Source organism: Rhodanobacter thiooxydans, assembly GCF_021545845.1.
GTDB lineage: Bacteria > Pseudomonadota > Gammaproteobacteria > Xanthomonadales > Rhodanobacteraceae > Rhodanobacter.
In genome coordinates this window covers 2901170-2923624 of sequence record NZ_CP088923.1, presented here as the reverse complement: position 1 = coordinate 2923624, position 22455 = coordinate 2901170, and the positions used below count along the sequence as shown (strand labels likewise).

The window sequence follows — 22455 nt, the reverse complement described above, 5'->3', positions numbered from 1 at the left end:
GTGGTTACTCCTCGGAAATGCCAGGGATCACGGTCTTGCCGAGCCCGCCGCCCGATTCGGTGGGGCCACCAGGCCCCTTGGTCTCGACACTGGCGACGCCGAGTTCGATGACATCGTCCTGCGCGTTGCTGCGGATGTTCTCGTTCGTGTCCATCTCAGTCTCCTGCGGTTGCGTCATGGCAGTCCCATGACGCAGGCAGCGTAGGAGGCGGATATTTTAATTATCAAGTAAATATTGCGTAATTATCAGATAATTATTAACTAATTATTAATTAATTATCAGATAATTATTCGGGGAGCTGTTGGCCGCTCCTGTCATGTCGGGCTCTGCTTCGACGTTTCTTCGGCTGATATGGGCTGGTGGAGATGTTCGCTGCGCTCGCCGAGGGATGCCTGGGAAGTCAAGGCGAGGCTGGCGTGCCAGGCACGTCTCCGTTGCGATCGGAGCGCATCAGGATGCGTGGCCGGCATCGCTGCCACTGTCGGTCAGCTTCCGGGCGCTCGTTGCCCCACATCCCGTCGTGGGGTAGGAAAATGAACCCGACCCCTTTGCGCCCCGTTCGCTGGAATGACGAGCGGAGACTTGATCAGAGCATCCTCAGGTGTGCGGCTCAGGGCATCAGAGCGCGTAATCCAGGCCGATTTTTCCGAAATGGCCTCCGGTTTGTTGCAACCGGAACGCATCGGCCATATCGCGCAGCGCGAAACTGCGGTCGATTACCGGATGGATGCCGGTAGCCTCAATGGCGCGCACCAATGCGATCTGGTGCTGGCGGTTCCCGACACCGATGCCGCTGACGCGCTGTTGGCGCAGCATCAGTTCGACCGTCGGCACCACATCGGCAACGCCCGTGAGAGCGCCGATCAGTGCGATATGCCCGCCGACACGCGTGGCACGCATCGACTGCGTCAGCGTGCCGGGGCCGCCCACTTCGATGACATGGTCGACGCCACGGCCACCGGTGATCTTCAGCACCTGCTTCGACCATTCGGGGTACTGGCGGTAGTTGATGCCGTAATCGGCACCCAGCGCAGCGGCGCGGGCAAGCTTTTCCTCTGAGGATGAGGTCACGATCACTGTCGCGCCTGCGGCCTTCGCCAGTTGCAGCGCAAAAATCGACACGCCGCCAGTGCCCAGCGCCAGCACGGTGTCGCCGACTTTCAGGCCGCCTTCGACCACCAGTGCGCGCCAGGCGGTCAGCCCGGCGGTGGTCAGCGTGGCCGCCTCCACATGGCTGTACCCGCGCGGCGCATGGGTGAAGGCCGTAGCTGGTCGCACCACCGCCTCGCGGGCATAACCGTCGATGCCGTCGCCGGGGGTTGCAGCGAAACCGGCCGCGACCGGGCCTCCGGCCAGCCATTGCGGATAGAAAGTAGAAACGACGTGATCGCCGACGGCGAACTCATGCACATCGGCACCGACTGCTTCGACCACGCCGGCACCATCGGACAAGGGGATACGACCGTCCTCTACCGGCATCCGCCCCAGCACCACGTCCAGGTCATGAAAATTGAGGGAACTGGCGTGCAGCCGCACGCGGATTTTACCGGCACCAGGTGCGCCGGGATCCGCGCTGTCGGTGTATTCGAGATGCTCCAACCCGAAAGGGCGACGAAGATGGATGGCTTTCATGTGCGGACGGACTTCTGGATCGACGGGAATGCGGAACAGGAAATATATGGCCGTTCTTGCGGATGTGGAAGTACGGGTGAAATCAAAGGGGACGTGGCTGAATGGCACTTGCTTGAGCCCGTTCGTTCCCGGATCAAGTCCGGGGCAGGCTCCGAGCGTAGGCCGAAGGCCGCACGCGGGGAGTGGCCGTGGATGGCCACGGTCCTGAGGAGCGAGGAAGTCGAAGGACACGCCGGCGATGGGGGCGGCCCTCACCTGGCGGCGCTTCGACTCCGCCCGCCTGCCTGCTGTAGGGTGCCTACCGCAAGATCGGCTGCGTGTCACCCACAGCAAACGCGAGAGAGCCGCTCAAGTTCTACTACGACGGCCAGTGGAAGCCGCAGTACCAGCGCTGGGTCGACATGCAGGCCGGGCTCTACGGCGGCAGCGGCGCGGAGATCGTCGCGTGGAACCAGGCGCGGACCTCGGACATGATCTTCACCCAGCCGGTGGTGCACGAGTTCCCGCGCATTCGCGTGCCGACCGTGCCGATTGTCGGCGACAAGGACCGCACCGCGCCCGGCGCCAATCGCGCGCCGCCGGAACTGGCCGCGACGCTCGGCCGCTACGACCTGCTCGGCAGGCAGGCGGCCAAGGCGATTCCCGGCGCCCGCCTGATCGCGTTCCCGTAACTGGGCCACGCAGCCCAGATGGAGGCGCCGGAGCGATTCCACGCTGCGTTGCTGTTGGCGCTGCGGGCGGGTGACTGAGTGCTTGCCCCCCGCCCCACCCGGCTCAAGCCGGCTTGCCTGGCTGGTCCGGCGCATCGGGATGCGGATCCATCGCGCCCGGTGTGGTGTGCACCAAAGGTACGAAGTTGTCGTCCGGGGTCACCTCGCGTTTGCGGCGCATGAAGCGGTACAGCGCATAGCCGGCCAGCAGGCCGTCGAGGATCGCGAACCAGGCGAACAGGAACGCCGGCTGCGTCAGGCTCATCAGTGTGCCCGCCAGCAGTGGCCCCACCGCTGAACCGATGCCGTTGACCAACAGCACCGTGCTCGACCCCGAGAGCAGATCGTCGCGGCGCAGGTAGTCGACCAGGTGCGCCACCGCGATCGGGTACAGCGCGAAGCTCATGCCGGCGAAGGCGAACACCAGCAGCATGGCGACCGTCTGTCCGGCCGTCGGCAATGCTAGGTTGACCAGCGCCACCAGTGCCGCGGTGGCGCTGATCAGCGCTAGCGCGAGCCGCCGGTCGATGCGGTCGGACAGGTGCCCCAGCGGCAATTGCAGCGCCACGCCGCCGGCGATGGCCACGCTCATGTAGGTGCCGACTGCGGCGGTGCCCAGGCCGCGGGCGGCCGCGTACAGCGGCAGCAGGCCCCAGAACGCACCCAGCGCCATGCCCGATATCAATGCGCTGACCAGCGCGGTAGGCACCAGCCGGAACATGTGGCCCACCTGGACCCGCGGCGCCGCGCGCAGGGACGGCTGCGGCTGCAGGGTCACGACCACCGGCAGGCTGGCGAGGCAGAACAGGATCGCCACCACGCAGAACAACACGAAGCCCTCGCCGCGGATGCGCAGGAACTGTTGTGCCGCTGCGCTGGCACCCAGGTTCAGCATCATGTAGACGGCGAATACCGTGCTGCGGTGCCTCGGCTCGGCGGCGGTGTTCAGCCAGCTCTCGATGATCGCGTACAGACCGACCAGCAGCAGCCCCTGCAGAACCCGCAGCACCAGCCAGGCCCCGTACGCCGGGGTCAGTGCCTGCAGCAGCGCGGTCACCGCCACCAGCGAGGTACAGAAGGCGAAGCTGCGGATATGGCCGAAGCGGTGCGTGAGCTTCGGCACCGTGTAGGTACCGACCAGGAAGCCGGTGTAGTAGGCCGAGGTCAGGATTCCGATCATCGCGACGGAGAAGCCCAGCGCCTCGCCCTGCAACGCGATATGCGTATGCAGCAGGCCGACTCCCATCAACAGGAACACGGTGCTCGACAACAACGGTGCGGTGGTGCGGATGCTGCTCAACATGCGAAGGGTCCGGGATGGCACGTGCCGCACGGCCAGTGGAGCAGGTGCGACCGCAGCAGGGTAACCGGACGGGAAAGAGTTTGTCGCCGTCCGGCGGCATATCGGCGCGTTACTGCACTGGTGCGGTGGCGTTGAGAACCGGGTCGGAGCACTCTGAGTCCAGCTTCTCTGGAGATTCCCGCATGGCCTTCTCGTCGCTTCCGCTCGCCGCTCTGGTGCTGCTCGCCAACGCTGCCGTCCCGCCGCAGACCAGCGGCCAGGCCGCCGCTTCCACCTCCGCGCCACCTGTCGCGATCAACCCGCTCTACACCATACCGCCGGCCTCGCTCACGGCCGAGCAGGTCGCGGCGATGCAGCAGCAATTGCTGGACTGGCCGCAGCTGGGCCGCTACCGCGACGACAATGCGCGGCTGCCGGCGCCAGTGCCCGGCGAGGAACGTGTGGTGTTTTTCGGCGACTCCATCACCGACGCGTGGGGGCGCGCCGAGGGCACGCGCTTTTTCCCCGGCAAGCCGTACGTCAACCGCGGCATCTCGGGGCAGACGACGGCGCAGATGCTGCTGCGTTTCCGGCAGGACGTGATCGCGCTCCGTCCCGCGGCGGTGGTGCTGCTCACCGGCACCAACGACCTTGCGGGCAACACCGGCTTCGCCAGCTTGCCGATGATCGAGGACAACCTGCGCTCCATGACGGAACTGGCGCAGGCCAATCACATCCGGGTCATCCTCGCCTCCGTGCTGCCGGTCAGCGACTATCCCTGGCATCGCGGACTGCAGCCCGCCGGCAAGGTTCGCGTGCTCAACGCATGGCTCCGGGCCTATGCGGCATCGAGTGGCGCCACCTACCTCGACTACTACGACGCGCTGGCGAACGCGCAGGGCGGCATGGATTCCGACCTTGCCAGCGACGGCGTGCACCCGACGCCCGCGGGCTACGCGATCATGGCGCCGCTTGCGCAGCAGGCCATCGAGCGCGCGCTGGCGAAGCGGCGATCGGGCGGGCACTAGCCTCGACGGGTCGGGCTCGCTTCCGGAACGGTACGTCGCGGGCTCGCGCCGGACGGCGCGGCGGCGGGCCTCGCCTTCCGCTTCGTACTTCGAAGCCGCCACCGAACCGATTGCTATACTCGTCAGGCTTTTCACCCCGCCCACCCCAGAGCCCAGCCCAGCCACGCCGATGCGACGTTTCTGTCTGACCGAACCGCTGGTGATGCTGGTGACCGTGCTGCAGTGGCTGGTACTGGCGATCTTCACCGGGGCGTTGGTCGGCGCGGGTTGCACGCTGTTCCTGCGCGCGCTGTTCGCCACCGAGGGCCACGCCTATGCGGCGCCGTGGTGGGTGCTGGCGCTGGCCCTGCCGCTGGGCGGCCTCGCCAACGGCCTGCTACTGCACTACGGCTACCGGCTGCGGCGCAGCACGTTCAGCGACAACGTGATCGTGGCGGTGAACGAGCAGCACGGCAAGCTGCCGTTCCGCACCATGTGGATCAAGCCGGTGTGCGCATTGATCACGTTGGCCTGCGGCGGCTCGGCGGGCAAGGAAGGGCCGTGTTCGCACATCGGCGCCAGCCTGGCGGCGGCGGTGGGGCGCATGCTGCATCTCAACCCGGAGATGCGCAAGCGCCTGCTGGCCTGCGGCGTCAGCGCGGGTTTCTCCAGCGTGTTCGGCACGCCGATCGCGGGCGCGATCTACGGCGTGGAGATGCTGGCGATCGGACGCATCCGCCACGACTTCCTGTTTCCCGCCATCGTGGGCGGCGTCACCTCGTTCGAGGTGTCGCGCTGGCTCGGCGTGCCGTACCCGCATTACGTGATCGACTTCAGCGGCCAGTTCACCGAGCTGCTGTTCCTGAAGACGGTGCTGATCGGCGTGCTGTGCGGCGGCGTGGCATGGCTGTTCGTGGAGCTGCTGGGGCAGGCGAGGAAGCTGTTCGGCGGGCTGAAGCAGCGCTGGGCGCTGTGGCCGCCGCTGGTGCCGATGCTGGGTGGTGTGGTGCTGGCGTTGCTGATCCTGCTGGTGCCGACGGATTACCTCGGCCTCAGCCTGCCACTGATGGAGCGCGCGCTGCACGGCGAGGCCATGCCCTGGCTCGGCTTCGTGTGGAAGGCGCTGCTGGTGGCGATCACGCTGGGCTCGGGCTTCTACGGCGGCATCGTCACGCCGCAGTTCGTGCTTGGCGCAGTGGCTGGCGGCGCCTTCGCCCACCTGTTCGGCCTGACGCCTGCGCTGGGCGCGGCGGTGGGGCTGACGGCGGTGGTGGCCGCGGCCTCCAACGCGCCGATCGCCGCGATCCTGATGGGCGTGGAGCTGTACGGCGCGGACGCCACGCTGTACGTGGCCGGCGCCTGCGTAGCGGCGTATCTCATCATCGGCCACCGCAGCGTCTACCCGGAGCAGCAGATCGCCTTCAGCAAGTCCTCATGGATCTTCGCCCGTGCCGACCTGCCGGTGGGGCAGGAAAAGGTGCGCTTGTCCTACGGCCTGTTGCGCTGGTGGCGCATGCGGCGGCGGTCGCGGAAGTCCGGCAGCGGCGAATGACCCCTCGGGGGTTCGTCGCCGGTCCCCCAGCCACGCCGTGCGTTGGCAGGCCGAATCGGGACGAGGAGGGCGAAAGGCACGGCGGCCGGTGCGATCCGGGACTCGCGTTCCTGCGTGAGCCTGCCGCGATGGCGCGGCAGGCCGTGGGATGCATCGGGCCGGAGCGGCAGGCGCTCCGGTCCGGGTGCTGCCTCGGTACGGTTTACCAGCTGCGTCTGGCGGTGCCTTCGAACACGTTGTTGGCCGGGTTGGTCTGGATCATGCAGATTGCGTTGCCGAGCGACTCGACGTAGATGGCGAATGGGCGAAGGCCCAGGGCGACCGCCAACGTGGGCTGCTCGAGGCGATGCGTCGAGGGAGCGGCCTCGCCGTGGCGGAGCAGGTGGAATCGAAGTAAGCCGGAAGCGGGTGCCGGTTCCGCTGGCCAAGGCCAATGCGTGGACGCGCGGGAAGTTCAACGACTGGGGCCTGGACAACGTGCACGACGAGGCCTTCGACGACTGATGCTGCATCGAGCCCCTCTCCCTGCGGGAGAGGGGCTGGGGTGAGGGTTCGGCCGCAGCGAGAAGTCCGGCCAGCCCCGCACCCTCATCCGGCGCTGCGCGCCACCTTCTCCCGGAGGGAGAAGGGCTGCTGCATCGAGCCCCTCTCCCTGTGGGAGAGGGGTTGGGGTGAGGGTCCGGCCGCAGCGAGAAGTCTGGCCAGCCCCGCACCCTCATCCGGCGCTGCACGCCACCTTCTCCCGGAGGGAGAAGGGCTGCTGCATCGAGCCCCTCTCCCCGCGGGAGAGGGGTTGGGGTGAGGGTTCGGCCGCAGCGAGAAGTCCGGCCAGCCCCGCACCCTCATCCGGCGCTGCGCGCCACCTTCTCCCGGAGGGAGAAGGGCTGCTGCATCGAGCCCCTCTCCCCGTGTCTATCTGGTCTGGCTGGCCTGTTCCTGCCCATCGCCATTGCGGTCCACCTGCTGTGGGACACATCGGGATGGCATGCGCTGGTGCCGCGGATGCTGGGGCCGTGATGAAGAGGGCGGCGGCGAGGCCGGGTTTCGCCGGGAAGTGCCGTGCAGGCGGCGCGCCTCCAGAAAGGGGATTGCAGCTTCACCGGTAAGGCGGCGCCCGGTGCATTCGGCCCCGGCCTGTACTACCGTCGGCTTCGTCCGCAGGCCGCTGCCCAAGGAGTTCACATGAACACCGTCGCCACGCCCGCACCAGGCCAGCCGTCCACCCACTTCCAGGGCAACGACCGCCTGCTGTTCGGCATCATCATGGGGGTGGTCTCGTTCTGGCTGTTCGCCCAGACCACGCTCAATATCGCACCCGACATGCAGCGCGACCTGGGCATCAATGCGGCCACCATGAACATCGCGGTGGCGCTGACCTCGCTGTTCTCGGGCATCTTCATCGTGGTCATGGGCGGGCTGGCCGACCGGGTCGGGCGGTTGCGGATCACCCGCATCGGTTTCTACCTGAGCATCGCCGGCTCGCTGCTGGTGGCGATCACGCCCACCGGTGCGATGGCCGCGCCGGTGCTGCTGGCGGGGCGCGCGCTGCAGGGGCTGTCGGCGGCCTGCGTGATGCCGGCCAGCCTGGCACTGGTGAAGGCGTACTGGGATGGCGCCGCGCGCCAGCGTGCGGTGTCGCTGTGGTCGATCGGCTCGTGGGGCGGCGGCGGGCTGTGCTCGCTGGTCGGTGGCTTGATGTCGCAGAACCTGGGCTGGCGTTCGATCTTCTGGCTGGCGATCGCAGTCAACGTGCTCGGCCTGTGGCTGATGCGCGGCACGCCGGAGAACAAGGCCGAGACCCACGGCGACTACAAGTTCGACCTGCCCGGGGTGCTGGCCTTCATGGTGGCGATGCTGGCGCTGCAGGTATTGGTGACACAGGGCAACACGCTGGGTTGGGCCAGCCCGTCGGTGCTCGGGTTGATCGCTGCGACGCTGGTATTCGGCGTGCTGTTCGTGCTGATCGAGCGGCGCTCGGCCAATGCGTTCTTCGATTTCCGGTTGTTCGGCAACCCGACCTACACCGGCGCCACGATTTCCAATTTCCTGATCAACGCCACCGCCGGCACGCTGATCGTCTCGCTGCAGCTGGTGCAGCTGGGCGGCGGCATGAATGCGCAGCAGGCGGGCATGCTGACGCTGGGCTATGCGATCGCGATCATCGCCTTCATCCGCGTGGGCGAGAAGCTGCTGCAGCGCTTCGGCCCGCGCAAGCCGATGATCTGGGGCTGCCTGATCACCGGCGTGGCGATCGCGTTGCTGATGCCCACGCAACTGCTGCTGGGGCAGTACAAGGTGCTGGCGATGATCGGCTACACACTGTTCGGCCTGGGCCTGGCGTTCTACGCCACGCCCTCCACCGACGCTGCGCTGTCCAACCTGCCGGCGGCGCAGGGCGGTTCGGGCTCGGGCATCTACAAGATGGCCTCGTCGCTGGGCGCCGCCTTCGGCGTGGCGATCTCCGCCGCCGTGTTCACCGCGCTGGCGGGCGACAGCGGCAGCGTGCGCTGGCTGGAAGGCGTGATCACTTTCGCCGGCCGCCAGGACAACCTGGCGGTGCGCGAAGCCGCCTTCGTGGCGCTGGGTTTCAACGTGCTGATGGTGGTGGCGGCGATCGTCTCGATCGTGCTCACCGTGCCCAGGGGCCGCAAGACGAACGACTGAACGCGGCGGAGTGGCTCAGGCGTGTTTCACCGGTTGGCACAGCCACGCCGCGGCCGCGTGTCGCCCTGCTGGCGCCGGCGATGAGGGAACCTTGCCGCACAGGCGTTTCGCGTGACGGTCGCCTTTGCCGTGGCCATTATCGGAATGGAGCATGGGGGCCGGAGGCTGTTCCTGGCGGAGCCGGTTGTGGAACGATGCATCCCGCCCGTTTCGCCACGAGGATTCGATGAAGACGATCCATTCACCGCTGCACGCTTTGCATGACGGCGGTATGGAACTGCACTGCGGCGAGCTGGTGCCGTGCTTCGAGATGCCGGCGCGGGTCGACCACATCCTGGCGGCGATCGCGCGCGCGGGCTGGGCGGTGGAAGCGCCGCGCGGGTACGACGATGCCGTGCTCGCCCGCGTACACGATGCGAACTACCTGGCGTTCCTGCGCGGGGCCTACGCGGAATGGCAGGCGGAAGGCCGCGGCGGCTTCATGTTGCCGGGAGCTTTCCCGGCGCGCGGCATGCGCCACGACCGCGTGCCCGCGGGCTTGCTCGCGGCGTTCGCCGGCCCATGACCCAGTCAGTCCAAGGCACGACACTGGGACGCTGGTTGCGCGTCGAATGGCAGCACCTGTCCACGTTCCATCCCTCGCGCCGGCGCTGGCAGATGCCGGTGGCGGCCGGGCTGGCCACCGGCTTGCCGGTGCTGGTGGGCGCGTACTTCGGTCGGCTCGATTACGGACTGGTCTCGTCGCTGGGCGGGCTGGCGTTCCTGTACCTGCCCGACACGCCGATGTACCACCGCATGGCCAGGCTGATGGTCTGTGCGTTCGCCCTCGCGGCGTGCTACGCGCTCGGCATCATGAGCCACGCCGTGGCGGTGGCGACGGTGCCGCTGCTGACGGTGATCGCGGTGCTGGTCACGATGGCCTGCCGCTACTACCGCGTGGGGCCGCCGGCCAGCCTGTTCTTCGTGATGGTCGCGGCGATCGGCGCGTATTCCCCGGTGCCGTTTCTGGAACTGCCGCTGAGGGTCGGGCTGGTGTTTCTCGGCGGGCTGCTGGCGACCGTCATCGCCTTCGGCTACAGCCTGGTCGTGCTGCGCCTGCAGGCACCGTCACCGGTGAAACCGCTGCCCAGGCCCACCTTCGACTACGTGGTGCTCGACTCGGTGCTGATCGGTGCGCTGGTCGGCCTCTCGCTGCTGCTCGCGGTGGCCTTGCAGATGGAGCGGCCGTACTGGGTGCCGGTGAGCTGCATGGCGGTGATCCAGGGCACGACGCTGCGCGCGGTGTGGAATCGCAACCTGCAGCGTGTTGCCGGCACCGCGCTCGGCATGCTGGTGGCGTGGGGCCTGCTGTCGCTGCCGCTGGGTCCCTGGGCGGTGGCGCCGATCCTGATGCTGTTGTCGTTCGCGGTGGAGTGGCTGGTCGTGCGCCATTACGGCCTGGCGACGGTGTTCATCACGCCGCTGACGATCCTGCTGGCCGAGGCCGCCACGCTCGACCCGCAGGCCTCGCACGCGGCGCTGATCCAGTCGCGCTTCCTGGATACCGTGCTGGGCTGCGCGGTCGGCCTGCTCGGCGGCGTGGTCATGCACCAGCCGCGGCTGCGTGCCGCGGTCGGCCAGTCGCTATGGGCGCTGGTGCCGCCGCGGATGAAAGGCGGACGCCGCGGCGGGCGTTGACGGAAGCCCGGGGCAGGCAGCGCCAGCGGCAGGGCTTGCGCCCTGGACAACGCCTCGGCGGCGCCCGCGGCGCCACGCCAACCCGTAGCCCCGGGGCGGAACGCCTGACGCAGGGCGGCAGCGATTCGCGGCCTTCGTCGCTCACGCCGTCAGGCGCGAGCAAGCGCCGGCATGCCGGCGCGGACCGGCCGGTTCCACCGGGGGATGGCGACTTCGCTCGGGCGCGCGTATCGTGGCTGGGCGCATATGTCAAGTATGCGTACTTGCGGTGGACGCCGTGCCGGCATGAGCGGCACCGGCGCCCCAGGGGGCGCGGTCCCAACGACGAACGGAGACCGACACGATGAAGACTCGACTGCTCATCGCAGTGGCGGCCGTGGCGTTTGCCACGAGCGCGCTGGCTGTGACGCCAACCACCCTCCAGCTGCACAAGGCGGGCACCACCACGCCAGTGACCACGCCCGCCGGCGGACAGGCGCTGACGAACCTGGAACTGGATCCGGCGATGACCGCTGGCGATGCCGATTCGGGTGGCGGCAGCGACCTCGGGCCGCAGCCGGTGGTGAACCGCAGCATCGCCCGCGGCCACGCCGGCAGCAACCGGATGGGAACGGCCCGCCGCGCGAAGGCGAACCCGCAGCTGCTGGGCGGTTTCGACGGCCTCGATTTCCATGACCAGCGTTACGCCAACGGCGGCAACCAGTTCTCGGTGGAGCCGCCCGACCAGGGCCTGTGCGCCGGCAACGGCTTCGTCATGGAAAGCGTCAACGACGTGCTGTCGATCTACGACAGGGCCGGCAACAAACTCGTCGGTCCGGTCGATCTCAACACGTTCTACGGCTATCCGGCGGCGATCAACCGCGCGACCAGGGCGTACGGACCGAGCATCACCGACCCGTCCTGCTATTACGACGCTGGCACGCAGCGCTGGTTCCAGGTCGTGCTCACGCTCGACCGCGTCGGCACCACCTCGCCGCTGGCGGGCACCAACCATCTGGACATCGCGGTCAGCCGGGGTGCCGACCCCACCGGCGCCTGGACCATCTACCGGCTGCCGGTGCAGAACAACGGCACCGAGGGTACGCCGGACCACGGCTGCGCGGGCGGCTTCTGCCTGGGCGATTACCCGCACATCGGCGCCGACGCCCATGCGATCTTCCTGACCACCAACGAGTTCTCGCTGTTCGGTCCCGGCTTCTACGGCGCGCAGATCTACGCCATTTCCAAGCAGGCGCTGGCCAGCGGTGCGGCCGCGCCGAACGTGGTGTTGTTCAATGGCGGCGACCCGAGCGTTCCGGCGCCGGCGTTCACGGTCTGGCCGGCCATTTCCTCCGGCGGGCAGTATGTCGACACGCGCGGCGGCACCGAGTACCTGCTGAGCTCGGACGCGGTGTTCTACGATTCGGGCATTTCCAACACGCTCTGGCTGTGGTCGGTGTCGAACACGCAGGCCATCGACAGCGCACCGGCGGCGCTGGCGCTGAACGTGTCGCCGCTGACCGTGCAGACCTACGCCGTGCCGAGCAGCCTGGCGCAACAGAAGCCGGGCGATACGCCGCTGCGTGACTGCTTTGCGCTAAAAGGTTGCGCGCCGAACTACCTGGGTTACCCCAACATCGTCTATCCCGCACCGCGCCCGATGGCGGTGAACGACTCGCGCATGCAGCAGGTGAGCTACGCCAACGGCAAGCTCTGGGGCACGCTGGACACTGACGTGCTGCTGGCCGATGGCAGCCACGGCTCGGGCATCAACTACTTCGTCATCAATCCGGCCTCCGCTGGTCTCTCCGCCAACGGCACGCTGGCCTTGCCCGACGCGAACCTGACCTACGGTGCGGCGGCCGTCACGCAGAGCGGGCGCGGCGTCATCGCGTTCACCGTGGTCGGCCCGAACGACCATCCAAGCGCCGGCTATGCCGGGCTGGACGCAAAGCTCGGCGCCGGCGAGGTGCATGTCGCCGCCGCGGGCGCGGGCCCGTGGGACGGCTTCACCGGGATCCCCTACCTGGCCGGCAACCGCCCGCGCTGGGGCGATTACGGCGCGGCGGCGGCGGATGGCAACACGATCTGGACCGCCTCAGAATACATCGCGCAGACCTGCACCCTGAGCGAGTACCTGACCGCCCCGCTGTTCCAGTGCGGCGGCACGCGCGGAGCGCTGGGCAACTGGGCCACCCGCATCTCGGCGATCACGCCGTGAACCTGCGACGCCCCCGGCAGAGCGTTGCATGACCCCTGGCCGGTGCGGGCCACGGATGGCTAGTCGCGCATCGGACACACCAGGCATTTGATCTGACGTAGCCAGCTCCCGCGATGGACATGCGCTGAGCTGGCGCGTTGAAGAGGGCAGGGCCGCCGTTTTTCATCCACCCGTCGGACAGACGAAAGCAGCCGGCTCGCCTTGGGGCGAGCCGGTCGAACCGCTGCCGCCTCCGCAGCGCGCTAGTTGCCGAGCGCCTGCGCGGCGTCCAGCGTCTCGCGCACATGCTGCTTGGGGTTCAGGTTCGAATAGACATGTACGATCTGTCCGGACGGGGCGATCACATAGGAGGTGCGGTCCGACCAGCCTGGCCGCATCGGCAGCAGCGCGTCGTAGCTCCTGGCGATCTTCGCGCCCTCGTCCGCGGCAACCGCGAACTTGCCGCCGCAATGCTCGGTCTCCTGCGAGAACGCCGCCAGCTTCGAGGTGTTGCCGGCGGTGACGCCGATCACCGTGGCATGCTGCGCCTTGAACTGCTCGATGGCCTCGGAGAACAGGTGCGCTTCCAGGTTGCAGCCCGGGGTGTGCGCGGCGGGGAAGAAGTAGAGCACCAGCGGGCCCTTCTTCAGCGCATCGGCAAGCTTGAACGTGAACGGCTGGCCGGCGAGATAGGCCGGCGCAGAAAAGCCGGGCGCCCTGGCGCCTTCCTTCAGGGCGCCCAGCGCCGGCGCGGCGAGGGCGGCGCTCCCCACCAGGGCGAGCGCGGCGAATTTCGACAGGGCATTCATGACGGCCTCTTGGGGCTGGTGGGTCAGCCAGCTTATACGCCGGAAGCGGTGGACAAAGCTCTGTCGCCGCCAGCGGGGAGGGATGATGGACATGGCTGTCATCTCCGCGCCGTCGTCAGGCGGCGGTTCTGCTATGTTGGCGCGGGAACACGCCAGCATGTCCATTCGCAGACCCGGCGGAGATCAGCACATGGGCCACGACAAATCACGCTCGAGCGTTTCGGTCGGCCAGGTCGACTGGGATGACCCGAACCTGGATGCGCTGCTGCAGAAAATCGACGGCTGGAAGCTCGACAACCGCAGCGATCATCCGCTGCAGGACGTGCAGATCCAGATCAGTTCCGGATGGACGGCCAATTCCGTGGTCAGCAAGCCGGCGCAGATGGTCTCGATGGATGAGCAGGCCATGGTGCTGGTGACCCGGTTTCCGTTGCCGCTGGGCGACCGCGTGCGTGTGGACACCCAGCATGCCGGCGGCACGCGCAGCGTGTGGGGCTGCATCGTCGAGGGGCGCGAGGGCCACCGCGTCGAGGATCGCGAGCATGGCCTGTTCCTGAGCAGGCTGCGCATCGGCTGACGCCGCTGCGGTGAGGTGGTGCAGGGATTGGCCCGTGCTGCGCACACGGGCCGGTGGTCAGCACTCGTGCAGCCAGTAGACGTTCATGCCGTTGCTGCGGTCCTCCTCGCGCCTTCCCGCCCGGCCTTCGACCACCACGCCCCACACACTGCGCATGCCGTCGGCGACGAAGGTATCCACCCGCACGAATTCGCCGGTGGGGATCTGCAGGCTGGCTTCCAGCACCATGACCTTCTCGCGTTTCCAGACCAGGGTGGCAGCGCGGACGGATCCGGCGCTCCAGCCGACCTGGATCTGCACGTCCTCGCGCACGAAGTTTTCGCGGTTGTCCAGGTCCCAGCCTTCGATCTTGCTCAGCAGCTTCTGCAATTCGGGGTCGTTCCAATCGACGCGGTTGCCTAGGCGGGTGGGGAAACCCCTGTTGGCCGTCATTTCGGCCATCCTCTGGGGTGGGCGCTGATGGTGTGGCGAGATGGGCCGCACATGCTCATGTGCCTACCCTGGGTATCGGGCGGGCGCGGCCGAACCGACCGGCGCCTTCTATTCTCGGCAGGTGATTTCGTTGTGCAAGAGAGCATTCGGACGTGTCGCGACATCGATGGATCCTGAGGGCCTGAGTGGCAATCGGCATGGCGCCGGTTTTCTTAAGAGGCGCGAAGCCAGACCGGGGTTTCAGGTTTCGACCAGATTGCCGTTCCCGGTATCGGCGATGACGCGGTTGCGCCCGACCCGCCTGGCGCGGTAAAGCGCGGCGTTCGCCTCCTTGCAGAGCCGTTGCAGCCCATAGCCGGAAGTATCGGTGGAAGCCAAGCCGATACCAGCGGTGGTCAATATACCATGCCCGCCTTTTCGGTCGGTGCCGATCCGATGGTCATCCGGATGCGATTGGCGAATTCAGCCCTGGTTGCGGGAACACTTGAAATCGCCACGTTCCGTCCCGGCCTCGCTGCGGCGCCGGGATGCTAGGTTGTGGAAATCCTTTGGTCTGCCTGCCGGAGTCGCTCATGTCCATTGTTTCTCTCGCCGGGTTGCCGGCCGGTGCGCACCGCAGGGCGACGGGTGGGGCGCTGGCGGTATGGTTCGCGCTCGCGGCGGGTATCGCCTGGGCGCAGGCGGCGCCGGGTGTCAGCGTGCCGCCGCCGCAGGACGTGCCGTACCCCGGCACGATCGCCATCCACGTCGATGCCGGCGACACCTCGCAGGGCATCTTCCGCGTGCACGAGACGATCCCGGTACAGCCGGGCGCCTTGACCCTGCTGTATCCGCAATGGATTCCCGGCGACCACTCGCCGACCGGCCCGATCGCCATGCTTGCCGGTCTCGCGCTCAGCGCCGGCGGCAAGCCGCTGGCGTGGACGCGCGACGAGTACGACGTGTACGCGTTCCATCTCGACGTGCCCGCCGGCGTTTCCAGCGTCGACGCGGATTTCCAGTACCTGTCCGGCCGCACGGGCAGCGATGGCTCGATCGAGATGACCGACCGCATGCTGGCGCTGGAATGGAACAAGATGGCGCTGTACCCGGCCGGCCACTACACGCGCGGCATCACCTTCGCGCCCAGTGTGACGCTGCCGCAAGGCTGGCAGTTCGGCAGCGCGCTGGAAGCGGCCTCGCACGCGGGCGACACCATCCGCTTCAAGCCGGTGACGTTCAACACACTGGTCGATTCGCCGATCTACGCCGGCTGCTACTTCAAGCGCTTCGACCTCAATCCCGGCGGCACCGCGCCGGTGCACATGGATGTCGTCGCCGATGCGCCGAAGTATCTCGAGGTCACGCCGCCGCAGCTGCAGGTGCACCGTGCGCTGGTGACGCAGGCGACGAAGCTGTTCGGTTCGCACCATTACGACCACTACGATTTCCTGTTCTCGCTGTCGGACGAGCTGGACGGCAACGGCCTGGAGCATCACCGGTCCAGCGAGAACGGCCTGGGCGCCGACTACTTCACCGCCTGGAGCGACGCCGCCCCCGGCCGCGACCTGCTGGCGCACGAGTACACGCATTCGTGGAACGGCAAGTTCCGCCGCCCGGCCGACCTGTGGACGCCGAACTTCAAGGTGCCGATGGGCGGTTCGCTGCTGTGGGTGTACGAGGGGCAGACGCAGTACTGGGGCTTCGTGCTGACCGCGCGCGCCGGCCTGTGGACGCCCGAGCAGTTCCGCGATGCGCTGGCGATGGTGGCGGCCAACTACGAGCGCAACCGCCCTGGCTTCGGCTGGCGTACGCTGGAGGACACCACCAACGACCCGACCGCCGCGCGCCGCTCCGGCCTGCCGTACCGCAGCTGGCAGATGAGCGAGGAGTACTACAGCGGCGGGCAGATGCTGTGGCTGGCGGTGGACGCGAAGCTGCGCGCGCTGAGCCACGACCGCAAGTCGCTGGACGATTTCGCACGCGCGTTTTTCGGCGTCGACGACGGCAATTTCGTCACCAAGACCTATACCTTCGACGACGTGGTGTCGACCTTGAACGGCGTGGCGCCGTACGACTGGGCCGGCTTCCTGCGCGCGCGTGCAGACGCACGCACGCCACCGCTGCGGGACGGCATCGAGGGCAGCGGCTGGAAGCTGGTCTATACCGACCAGCCAAGTGCCTACGAGAAGCAGTACGACAGCCGGCCGCAATCGCCCCGCCACCTGTTCAACTTCGCCTGGTCGATCGGCCTGACCGTGGGCAAGAATGACCAGATCAACGACGTGCGCTGGAACGGCCCGGCGTTCAAGGCCGGTGTCAGCACCGGCGCGACCCTGGTGGCGGTAAACGGTACGGCCTATACGCGCGACGTGCTGAAAGACGCGATCGCCGCGGCCAAGGGCAGCAAGGCGCCGATCCAGCTGCTGCTGAAATACCAGGGCGAATACACGACCGTGCCGGTGGATTATCACGACGGCCCGCAATACCCGCACCTGGTGCGCATCGAGGGCACGCCAGACTACCTGGGCGAGATCATCGCGGCGCGCAAGTAGGCGATGGCGGGAAGGGGCTGGCCCAGTGCCTCCCGGCGCCGGCTCAGCGTCGCACCGCCAGCACGCCATCCAGCGCCAGCTGCGCCTTGAAGCCGGCTTTCTCCAGCCGCCTGGCCACCTCGCGCGGCACGTCGCGGCCGCTGGTGAGTTTGTTCGGGCTGCCGGTGTAGTGGAACAGCCAGCCGCCCTTGCGCAGCACGCGCGCCAGCTGGTCGTAGAACGCCTGCGCGTAGAGTTCGCCGGCGATGCCGAAGCGCGGTGGGTCGTGCAGCAGCGCGTCCACCGAGGCGTCGGCGATCTGCGCGATCGCCTGCGACACGTCGGCGTGAGTGAGCTGCAGGCGGCCGCCGCTGGCCGGAGCGTCAGGGTCCGGCGACCACGGATTGAGCGTGCGCAACCACAACACGTCGGCGTTCTTCTCGAACGAGAGGATGCGCGCCACGCCGGCCTCCAGGCAGCAGGCCGCGAAGTAGCCCAGGCCGCCGCAGGTATCCAGCACCACCTTGCCGCGCGGCTCGACCAGCGCCACCTTGCGGCGCGCGTCCGCGACCGGCGATTCCTTCGCGGTGGGCAGCATCTTGATGCCGTCGATCTCGAAGGTGGGCGCACCCCACTCGGTGGGCACCAGCTTGATCAGCGAGCCGGCGTAGCGCGCCACCGGCGCGAAGTCGTCGCCGTCCCAGTAGTGGATCGTGCGGTCCTTCAGTTTGTGCGGATACGGGTAGCGCTGACCCTGCCACCGCCAGGTGTCCGTCTGCACCGACGCGCTGCCATTCGAGCGGCCCAGATCCAGTGAGCCGGCCCATTCGCCCGCACCGGCATCGCGTGCAGCCAGCAGCGCCTGGGCGATCGGGCGTGTGAGCAGGGGACCGGAGTAATGCGGCACGGCGGATTGTCCCGAACAACGATGGCAACGCGCCGCGGTGCGGCGAAGGAGCGGCATCGTAACCCGGCCGCCTCCCGACGTGACGGCGGCGAGCCGATCGGGTTGCCATCCGCGTCACCGTTTCCGCATTACTCTTGCCACTACTGTCGCCGCTCCGAGGTGGAACATGGCCACATTGGTGGGTTTTTCCGGCAGCCTGCGCAAGGGCTCGTTCAATGCCGCGTTGCTGCGCGCCGCCGTCGCGGCGGTGCCGGCCGGCAGCCGGCTGCAGATCATGTCGATCGCCGCGTTCCCGCTGTACAACGGCGACGACGAGGCCGCGCACGGCCTTCCGGCCGAGGTGACGGCGCTGAAGGAGGCGATCGCCGCGGCCGACGGCCTGCTGATCGCCACGCCTGAATACAACAACAGCATCCCCGGCGTGACCAAGAACGCGCTGGACTGGCTGACCCGGCCGCCAGCCGACATCCCGCGCGTATTCGCCGGCAAGCCGGTGGCGCTGATCGGCGCCTCGCCCGGCGGCTTCGGCACCATCCTGTCGCAGAACGCCTGGCTGCCGGTGCTGCGCACGCTCGGCGCGGAACTGTGGACCGGCGGCCGCCTGATGGTGTCGCACGCGAGCAGCGTGTTCGATGCCGATGGCGCCATCGCCGACGCGCGCACCAGCGACCAGCTGCGCAAGTTCATGGCAGGCTTCGTCGCGTTCGCGCAGGGTGGCTCGACGGGAAAGCCGTGAAAGCCGCGGTTGATGGAACGCAGCAGGTGGTGACTTGTCCGGTGCAAGCGACACGACCGGTGTGAGTCCGCCGCCGCGGATCACCGGTCGCAGCCGTTCGCATTTCACCCGCCTGGTGCGTGTGTTCGAGCGGGAGTTGGGTGTGGCCTGCGAGTTCGCCCCGGTCCACGACCGGGCGTCGCTGGATGCGCGTGACTATGCGGGGAACTCCGCACTCAAGCGGCCGGGCTCATGAAGGATGGGGCAACGGTATTCGGCGCCGAGAACATCTGCAGTGTGCTGGCGGAATCCGCGCCGGCGCAGCGGTGCGTCGTCTGGCCCGAGGATGTACATGTGGCTTGGATCGTACCGCGCAGGCATGCCGTGCGGCGGACGCCGTGGCCTGCCGCAGCTACGGCAAGCTCGTCGCCATCCTCGCCGCTACCATGCATGACGTGGCAGCGGCCGAGGACGCCTTGTCCGAAGCCTTTGCCACGGCCCTGGCGGACTGGCCGCGCACCGGCTGCCCCGTGAATCCGGCATTGCTGGCCAGGACGCATGCCTGCCGCGACGCGCGGCACGCCTTCGACATCGCGATCGGCCTTGCCGGCGATCCCGCCGTGCGCCGTTTCCTGCAAGGTCGCCAGGCCGCGTTGCCGCGCTGAGGCTGACGCGCTGCGAAGCGATGGCTCAGCGCGGGGCAGTCAGGCGTGTCCCCACCGCGTTCTTTCCGCAGCTTCGCCAGCGTCGCCGATCGCGCCATGTTCGACCGCCTGCTGCAGCCGCTGCACCTCTTCGAGGATGCCCATGAAGCGGCGGCCGAACGGCGTCAGGCGGTACTCCACCTCGACCGGCGGTTTCTCGCCATGCACGGTGCGGTGCATGATGCCGAAGCGGGTCATCTTGCGCAGGCGCTCGTTCAGCACCTTGGCCGAGAGCCCGGTGCAGGCACGCAGCAGCGCGCTGGGGCGGTGGTTGCCTTCCGCGCAGAGCTGCAGCAGCCGGACCGACCATTTGCAGCCGACGATGCTCTCGACCATCGAGGCGACGGGAACGGCAGTGGCGTCCGCCGGGTCCGGCCGCCTGCTGCTCGCGGGTTCGTGTTCGCCCATGTCGTAACCACCTTACCGAAAAGTGCCTTCCTGACGCGCGCCGGTGCCGTCGCTAGAGTCCATGGCCACGGAGCGCAGGCCCGCGCCTCGAACCTGGCGAAACGAGAGGAATCAGGCCATGAAAGAGAACCACGCCATTCCCGGATACACCTTCGGCACCAGTGCGATCGCGCGTTCTCCAGTGACGCCCGGCGACTTCGAACTGATGAAGAAGAGCATCCTGTTCGACGACGAGGACGTCAAGTATCTGCGCCTTTCGCGCGGTATCGTGGCGGATCAGGTCGAGGCGATCCTCGACGTCTGGTACGGCTTCATCGGCGCGCAGCCACACCTGCTGGCGTCCCTCACCGGCAGGACCGACGGCAAGCCGCTGGGCGATTACCTCGGCGCCGTGCGCAAGCGCTTCGGCCGCTGGATCCTCGACACTGCCGATGCCGAATACGACCAGGCGTGGCTCGACTACCAGCACGAGATCGGCCTGCGCCACCACCGCGCGAAGAAGAACCGCACCGACGGCGCCGCCTCCACCACGATCGTGCCGTTTCGCGACCTGTTTGCGCTGGTCTATCCGGTGACCTATACGCTCAAACCGTTCCTTGCCGGCAAGGGTCACACCGCCGACGAGGTGGAGAAGATGTACGCTGCGTGGCTGAAGTCGTGCCTGTTGCAGATGACGTTGTGGACCTACCCATACGTCAAGGACGGAGATTTCTGATGAAGCCCGAAGCGGCACCCGAGTGGCGCACCAGCGCCTGGCTGAATACTGCCGAGCCACTCAGCCTCGGCCACTTCTGCGGGCGGGTGGTGCTGCTGCACGCCTTCCAGATGCTTTGTCCCGGCTGCGTGGCGCACGGCATCCCCCAGGCACAGCGCGTGGCGAAGCTGTTCGAGGGTGCGCCGCTGGCGGTGGTCGGCCTGCATACGGTGTTCGAGCATCATGCGGCGATGGGTCCGGAGTCGCTGCGCGCGTTTCTGTACGAATACCGCGTGACGTTTCCCGTCGGCATCGACATGCCCGGCCCGGACGGCGACCCGATCCCGCGCACCATGCGCGCGTACGCCATGCAGGGCACGCCGACCGCGATCCTGATCGACGCACAAGGGCGGCTGCGTCGCCAGGTGTTCGGCGTGTACGACGACCTGCTGCTCGGCGCGGAGATCGGCACGCTGCTGGCCGAGGCGGCGCAGCAGCGCCTCGATGCCACGCCCGCGGCGCCAACGGCGGAACGTTGCGCCGAGGGTCGCTGCGAGGTGGATGCCGCAGCGGTGGAGCGGCACCCGCTTTCGTAGCGGTGCGCAAGCGGCATGTGTCGAATCGACGGGACTGCCTGGATGACGAACAGGCACCGGCGAAACCGGCATCGGCGCGGTGGACGCACCGCCTGTCGAGCGCGTCGCGCGATGCGCAGTGCGCTGTTCAGCCCGGCGCAGGCCGCTTCCTGCGCACCCGCCGTGCCACCGGCACCAGCGCGAGCAACGCCACGATCGCGAAGCCGGCGCCGGCGAGGAAGGTGGCGTGCGAGCCGAACGCGTCCCACAACTCGCCGGCCACCACGCTGGCCGCCAGCAGCGCCAGCCCGCTCACCAGGTTGAACATGCCGTACGCGGTGCCGCGCAGGTCGGCCGGTGCGGTGTCGGCGACCATGGCGGCCAGCAGGCCCTGGGTCATGCCCATGTGCAAACCCCACAGCACCACACCCAGCGCCAGCCCGGCCAGCCCGCCGACGAGGGCCAGCGCCAGGTCCGCCAGCACCAGGACCAGCACGCCCAGTCCGAGCAGCGTGCCGCGGTCGAAGCGGTCGGCCAGTACGCCGACCGGGTAGGACGACAGCGCATACACCACGTTCATCACCACCAGCACCAGCGGGATCAGCACCAGCCCCAGCCCCAGTTCCTGCGCGCGCAGCACCAGGAAGGCCTCGCTGAAACGGGCCAGGGTGAACACCGCGGCGATCGCCACCACGCCCCAGTACAACGGCGGCAGGCGCGCCAACTCGGCGCGCGACAGCGGCGAGCGCGCCCGCTTCTTTTCCCCGCTGTCCGGCACGTCGTGCACGCCGAACACCACCAGCGCGAATGCGGCGAAGGCCGGCAGCACCGCGAACCAGAACACCAGCCGGATATTGTCGGCAGCCAGCCACATCAGCACGATCGCCAGTGCCGGGCCGAGGAACGCGCCGGTGGTATCGAGCGACTGGCGCAGGCCGAACGAGGCGCCGCGCAGTGCGGGCGGCGCCAGGTCGGCGATCAGCGCATCGCGCGGCGCGCCGCGGATGCCCTTGCCGATACGGTCCACGAAGCGTGCGGTGACCACCCAGCCGAGCGTGCTCGCCAGCGGAAAGATCGGCTTGGTGAACGCGGCGAGGCCGTAGCCGATCGCCACCAGCAGCTTGCGTCGGCCCAGCCAGTCCGACAGCGCGCCGGAGAATACCTTGGTGATCGCCGCGGTGGATTCGGCGATGCCCTCGATGAAGCCGACGGCGAGCGCCGAGGCGCCGAGCACGCTGACCAGGTACACCGGCAACAGCGCGTGGATCATCTCCGAGGAGGTGTCCATCAGCATCGAGACCATGCCCAGCGCCCAGATGCCGGCCGGGATCCGGCGCAGCACGGAAGGCGTTTTCGGCGTGGCGCTGCTGGGTACTTCCGTGTGCTGGTTCATCGCGGTGCTTCCCGGGGTTGCATG

General features: G+C 68.2%; 23 protein-coding genes. 13 read left to right on the top strand and 10 right to left on the bottom strand.

Annotation, left to right across the window (positions count from 1 at the left end):
• Positions 1-4 precede the first annotated feature (4 nt).
• Together LRK53_RS13265 and LRK53_RS13260 are read right to left on the bottom strand one after the other, a co-directional pair.
• Positions 5-154 carry a benenodin family lasso peptide gene (locus LRK53_RS13265; protein WP_185754543.1) on the bottom strand — a complete coding sequence of 50 codons (150 nt, stop codon included), beginning with the start codon at positions 152-154 and terminating at the stop codon, positions 5-7.
• Positions 155-619: 465 nt separating this feature from the next.
• Positions 620-1633, bottom strand: a complete 1014-nt coding sequence (locus LRK53_RS13260; protein WP_235642293.1) for a zinc-dependent alcohol dehydrogenase family protein — start codon at positions 1631-1633, stop codon at positions 620-622.
• A gap of 317 nt (positions 1634-1950) precedes the next feature.
• Between LRK53_RS13260 and LRK53_RS13255 the strand changes: the two genes are divergently transcribed.
• On the top strand, positions 1951-2304 hold the full coding sequence (locus LRK53_RS13255) for a hypothetical protein (protein WP_027491849.1): 354 nt from the start codon (positions 1951-1953) through the stop codon (positions 2302-2304).
• A 103-nt stretch (positions 2305-2407) separates the two neighbouring features.
• Here LRK53_RS13255 and LRK53_RS13250 read toward each other — a convergent pair whose 3' ends face one another.
• On the bottom strand, positions 2408-3646 hold the full coding sequence (locus tag LRK53_RS13250; protein ID WP_027491848.1) for an MFS transporter: 1239 nt from the start codon (positions 3644-3646) through the stop codon (positions 2408-2410).
• Positions 3647-3828: 182 nt separating this feature from the next.
• Here LRK53_RS13250 and LRK53_RS13245 point away from each other — a divergent pair, with 182 nt between their 5' ends.
• A complete protein-coding gene (locus tag LRK53_RS13245; protein WP_027491847.1) occupies positions 3829-4653 on the top strand; it encodes an SGNH/GDSL hydrolase family protein in 825 nt (274 codons plus the stop codon).
• 169 nt (positions 4654-4822) lie between these two features.
• The gene (locus LRK53_RS13240; RefSeq protein WP_027491846.1) at positions 4823-6184 is read left to right on the top strand and encodes a chloride channel protein; all 1362 of its coding nucleotides are present in this window, start codon (positions 4823-4825) and stop codon (positions 6182-6184) included.
• 202 nt (positions 6185-6386) lie between these two features.
• Here LRK53_RS13240 and LRK53_RS19245 read toward each other — a convergent pair whose 3' ends face one another.
• A complete protein-coding gene (locus tag LRK53_RS19245) occupies positions 6387-6512 on the bottom strand; it encodes a hypothetical protein (RefSeq protein WP_255324827.1) in 126 nt (41 codons plus the stop codon).
• Positions 6513-7366: 854 nt separating this feature from the next.
• Between LRK53_RS19245 and LRK53_RS13235 the strand changes: the two genes are divergently transcribed.
• The 4 genes from LRK53_RS13235 (at position 7367) to LRK53_RS13220 (ending at position 12725) form a co-directional block, all read left to right on the top strand.
• Positions 7367-8848 (top strand): MFS transporter, encoded by a 1482-nt coding sequence (locus LRK53_RS13235; RefSeq protein ID WP_027491845.1) that lies wholly within the window; start codon positions 7367-7369, stop codon positions 8846-8848.
• A 226-nt stretch (positions 8849-9074) separates the two neighbouring features.
• Positions 9075-9413, top strand: a complete 339-nt coding sequence (locus tag LRK53_RS13230; RefSeq protein ID WP_027491844.1) for an arginase family protein — start codon at positions 9075-9077, stop codon at positions 9411-9413.
• Positions 9410-10525: an FUSC family protein gene (locus LRK53_RS13225; RefSeq protein WP_235642292.1), complete on the top strand. Its 1116-nt coding sequence runs from the start codon at positions 9410-9412 to the stop codon at positions 10523-10525. The genes LRK53_RS13230 and LRK53_RS13225 overlap by 4 nt, the downstream gene beginning before the upstream one ends.
• Before the next feature lie 343 nt (positions 10526-10868).
• Positions 10869-12725 (top strand): hypothetical protein, encoded by a 1857-nt coding sequence (locus LRK53_RS13220; RefSeq protein ID WP_027491843.1) that lies wholly within the window; start codon positions 10869-10871, stop codon positions 12723-12725.
• 242 nt (positions 12726-12967) lie between these two features.
• Here LRK53_RS13220 and LRK53_RS13215 read toward each other — a convergent pair whose 3' ends face one another.
• Positions 12968-13513 (bottom strand): peroxiredoxin, encoded by a 546-nt coding sequence (locus LRK53_RS13215; RefSeq protein ID WP_027491842.1) that lies wholly within the window; start codon positions 13511-13513, stop codon positions 12968-12970.
• Positions 13514-13670: 157 nt separating this feature from the next.
• On the opposite strand from LRK53_RS13215, the gene LRK53_RS13210 reads away from it, so the two are divergent.
• A complete protein-coding gene (locus LRK53_RS13210; protein ID WP_235642291.1) occupies positions 13671-14090 on the top strand; it encodes a hypothetical protein in 420 nt (139 codons plus the stop codon).
• Between the two features lie 57 nt (positions 14091-14147).
• On the opposite strand, the gene LRK53_RS13205 is transcribed toward LRK53_RS13210, so the two are convergent.
• Positions 14148-14522: a hypothetical protein gene (locus LRK53_RS13205; RefSeq protein WP_027491840.1), complete on the bottom strand. Its 375-nt coding sequence runs from the start codon at positions 14520-14522 to the stop codon at positions 14148-14150.
• Between the two features lie 240 nt (positions 14523-14762).
• Positions 14763-14921, bottom strand: coding sequence for a hypothetical protein (locus LRK53_RS13200; protein WP_235642290.1), 159 nt, complete (start codon positions 14919-14921; stop codon positions 14763-14765).
• Between the two features lie 173 nt (positions 14922-15094).
• On the opposite strand from LRK53_RS13200, the gene LRK53_RS13195 reads away from it, so the two are divergent.
• A complete protein-coding gene (locus LRK53_RS13195; protein WP_027491839.1) occupies positions 15095-17056 on the top strand; it encodes a M61 family metallopeptidase in 1962 nt (653 codons plus the stop codon).
• A gap of 43 nt (positions 17057-17099) precedes the next feature.
• Here the strand turns inward: LRK53_RS13195 and LRK53_RS13190 are convergent, their stop codons facing one another.
• Complete coding sequence (locus tag LRK53_RS13190; RefSeq protein ID WP_185754582.1) at positions 17100-17999, bottom strand: class I SAM-dependent methyltransferase; 900 nt, start codon at positions 17997-17999, stop codon at positions 17100-17102.
• A gap of 109 nt (positions 18000-18108) precedes the next feature.
• On the opposite strand from LRK53_RS13190, the gene LRK53_RS13185 reads away from it, so the two are divergent.
• Complete coding sequence (locus tag LRK53_RS13185; RefSeq protein WP_027491837.1) at positions 18109-18678, top strand: NADPH-dependent FMN reductase; 570 nt, start codon at positions 18109-18111, stop codon at positions 18676-18678.
• Between the two features lie 338 nt (positions 18679-19016).
• Positions 19017-19322 carry a hypothetical protein gene (locus LRK53_RS13180; RefSeq protein ID WP_235642288.1) on the top strand — a complete coding sequence of 102 codons (306 nt, stop codon included), beginning with the start codon at positions 19017-19019 and terminating at the stop codon, positions 19320-19322.
• Between the two features lie 39 nt (positions 19323-19361).
• Here LRK53_RS13180 and LRK53_RS13175 read toward each other — a convergent pair whose 3' ends face one another.
• Entirely contained in the window at positions 19362-19769 is a 408-nt protein-coding gene (locus LRK53_RS13175) for a winged helix-turn-helix transcriptional regulator (protein WP_027491835.1), read from the bottom strand.
• Positions 19770-19887: 118 nt separating this feature from the next.
• Here LRK53_RS13175 and LRK53_RS13170 point away from each other — a divergent pair, with 118 nt between their 5' ends.
• Positions 19888-20484, top strand: coding sequence for a protoglobin domain-containing protein (locus LRK53_RS13170; protein WP_027491834.1), 597 nt, complete (start codon positions 19888-19890; stop codon positions 20482-20484).
• A complete protein-coding gene (locus tag LRK53_RS13165) occupies positions 20484-21059 on the top strand; it encodes a thioredoxin domain-containing protein (RefSeq protein WP_027491833.1) in 576 nt (191 codons plus the stop codon). Before LRK53_RS13170 ends, LRK53_RS13165 begins: the two co-directional genes overlap by 1 nt.
• 127 nt (positions 21060-21186) lie before the next feature.
• On the opposite strand, the gene LRK53_RS13160 is transcribed toward LRK53_RS13165, so the two are convergent.
• Positions 21187-22431: an MFS transporter gene (locus tag LRK53_RS13160; RefSeq protein ID WP_027491832.1), complete on the bottom strand. Its 1245-nt coding sequence runs from the start codon at positions 22429-22431 to the stop codon at positions 21187-21189.
• Between the last annotated feature and the right edge of the window lie 24 nt (positions 22432-22455).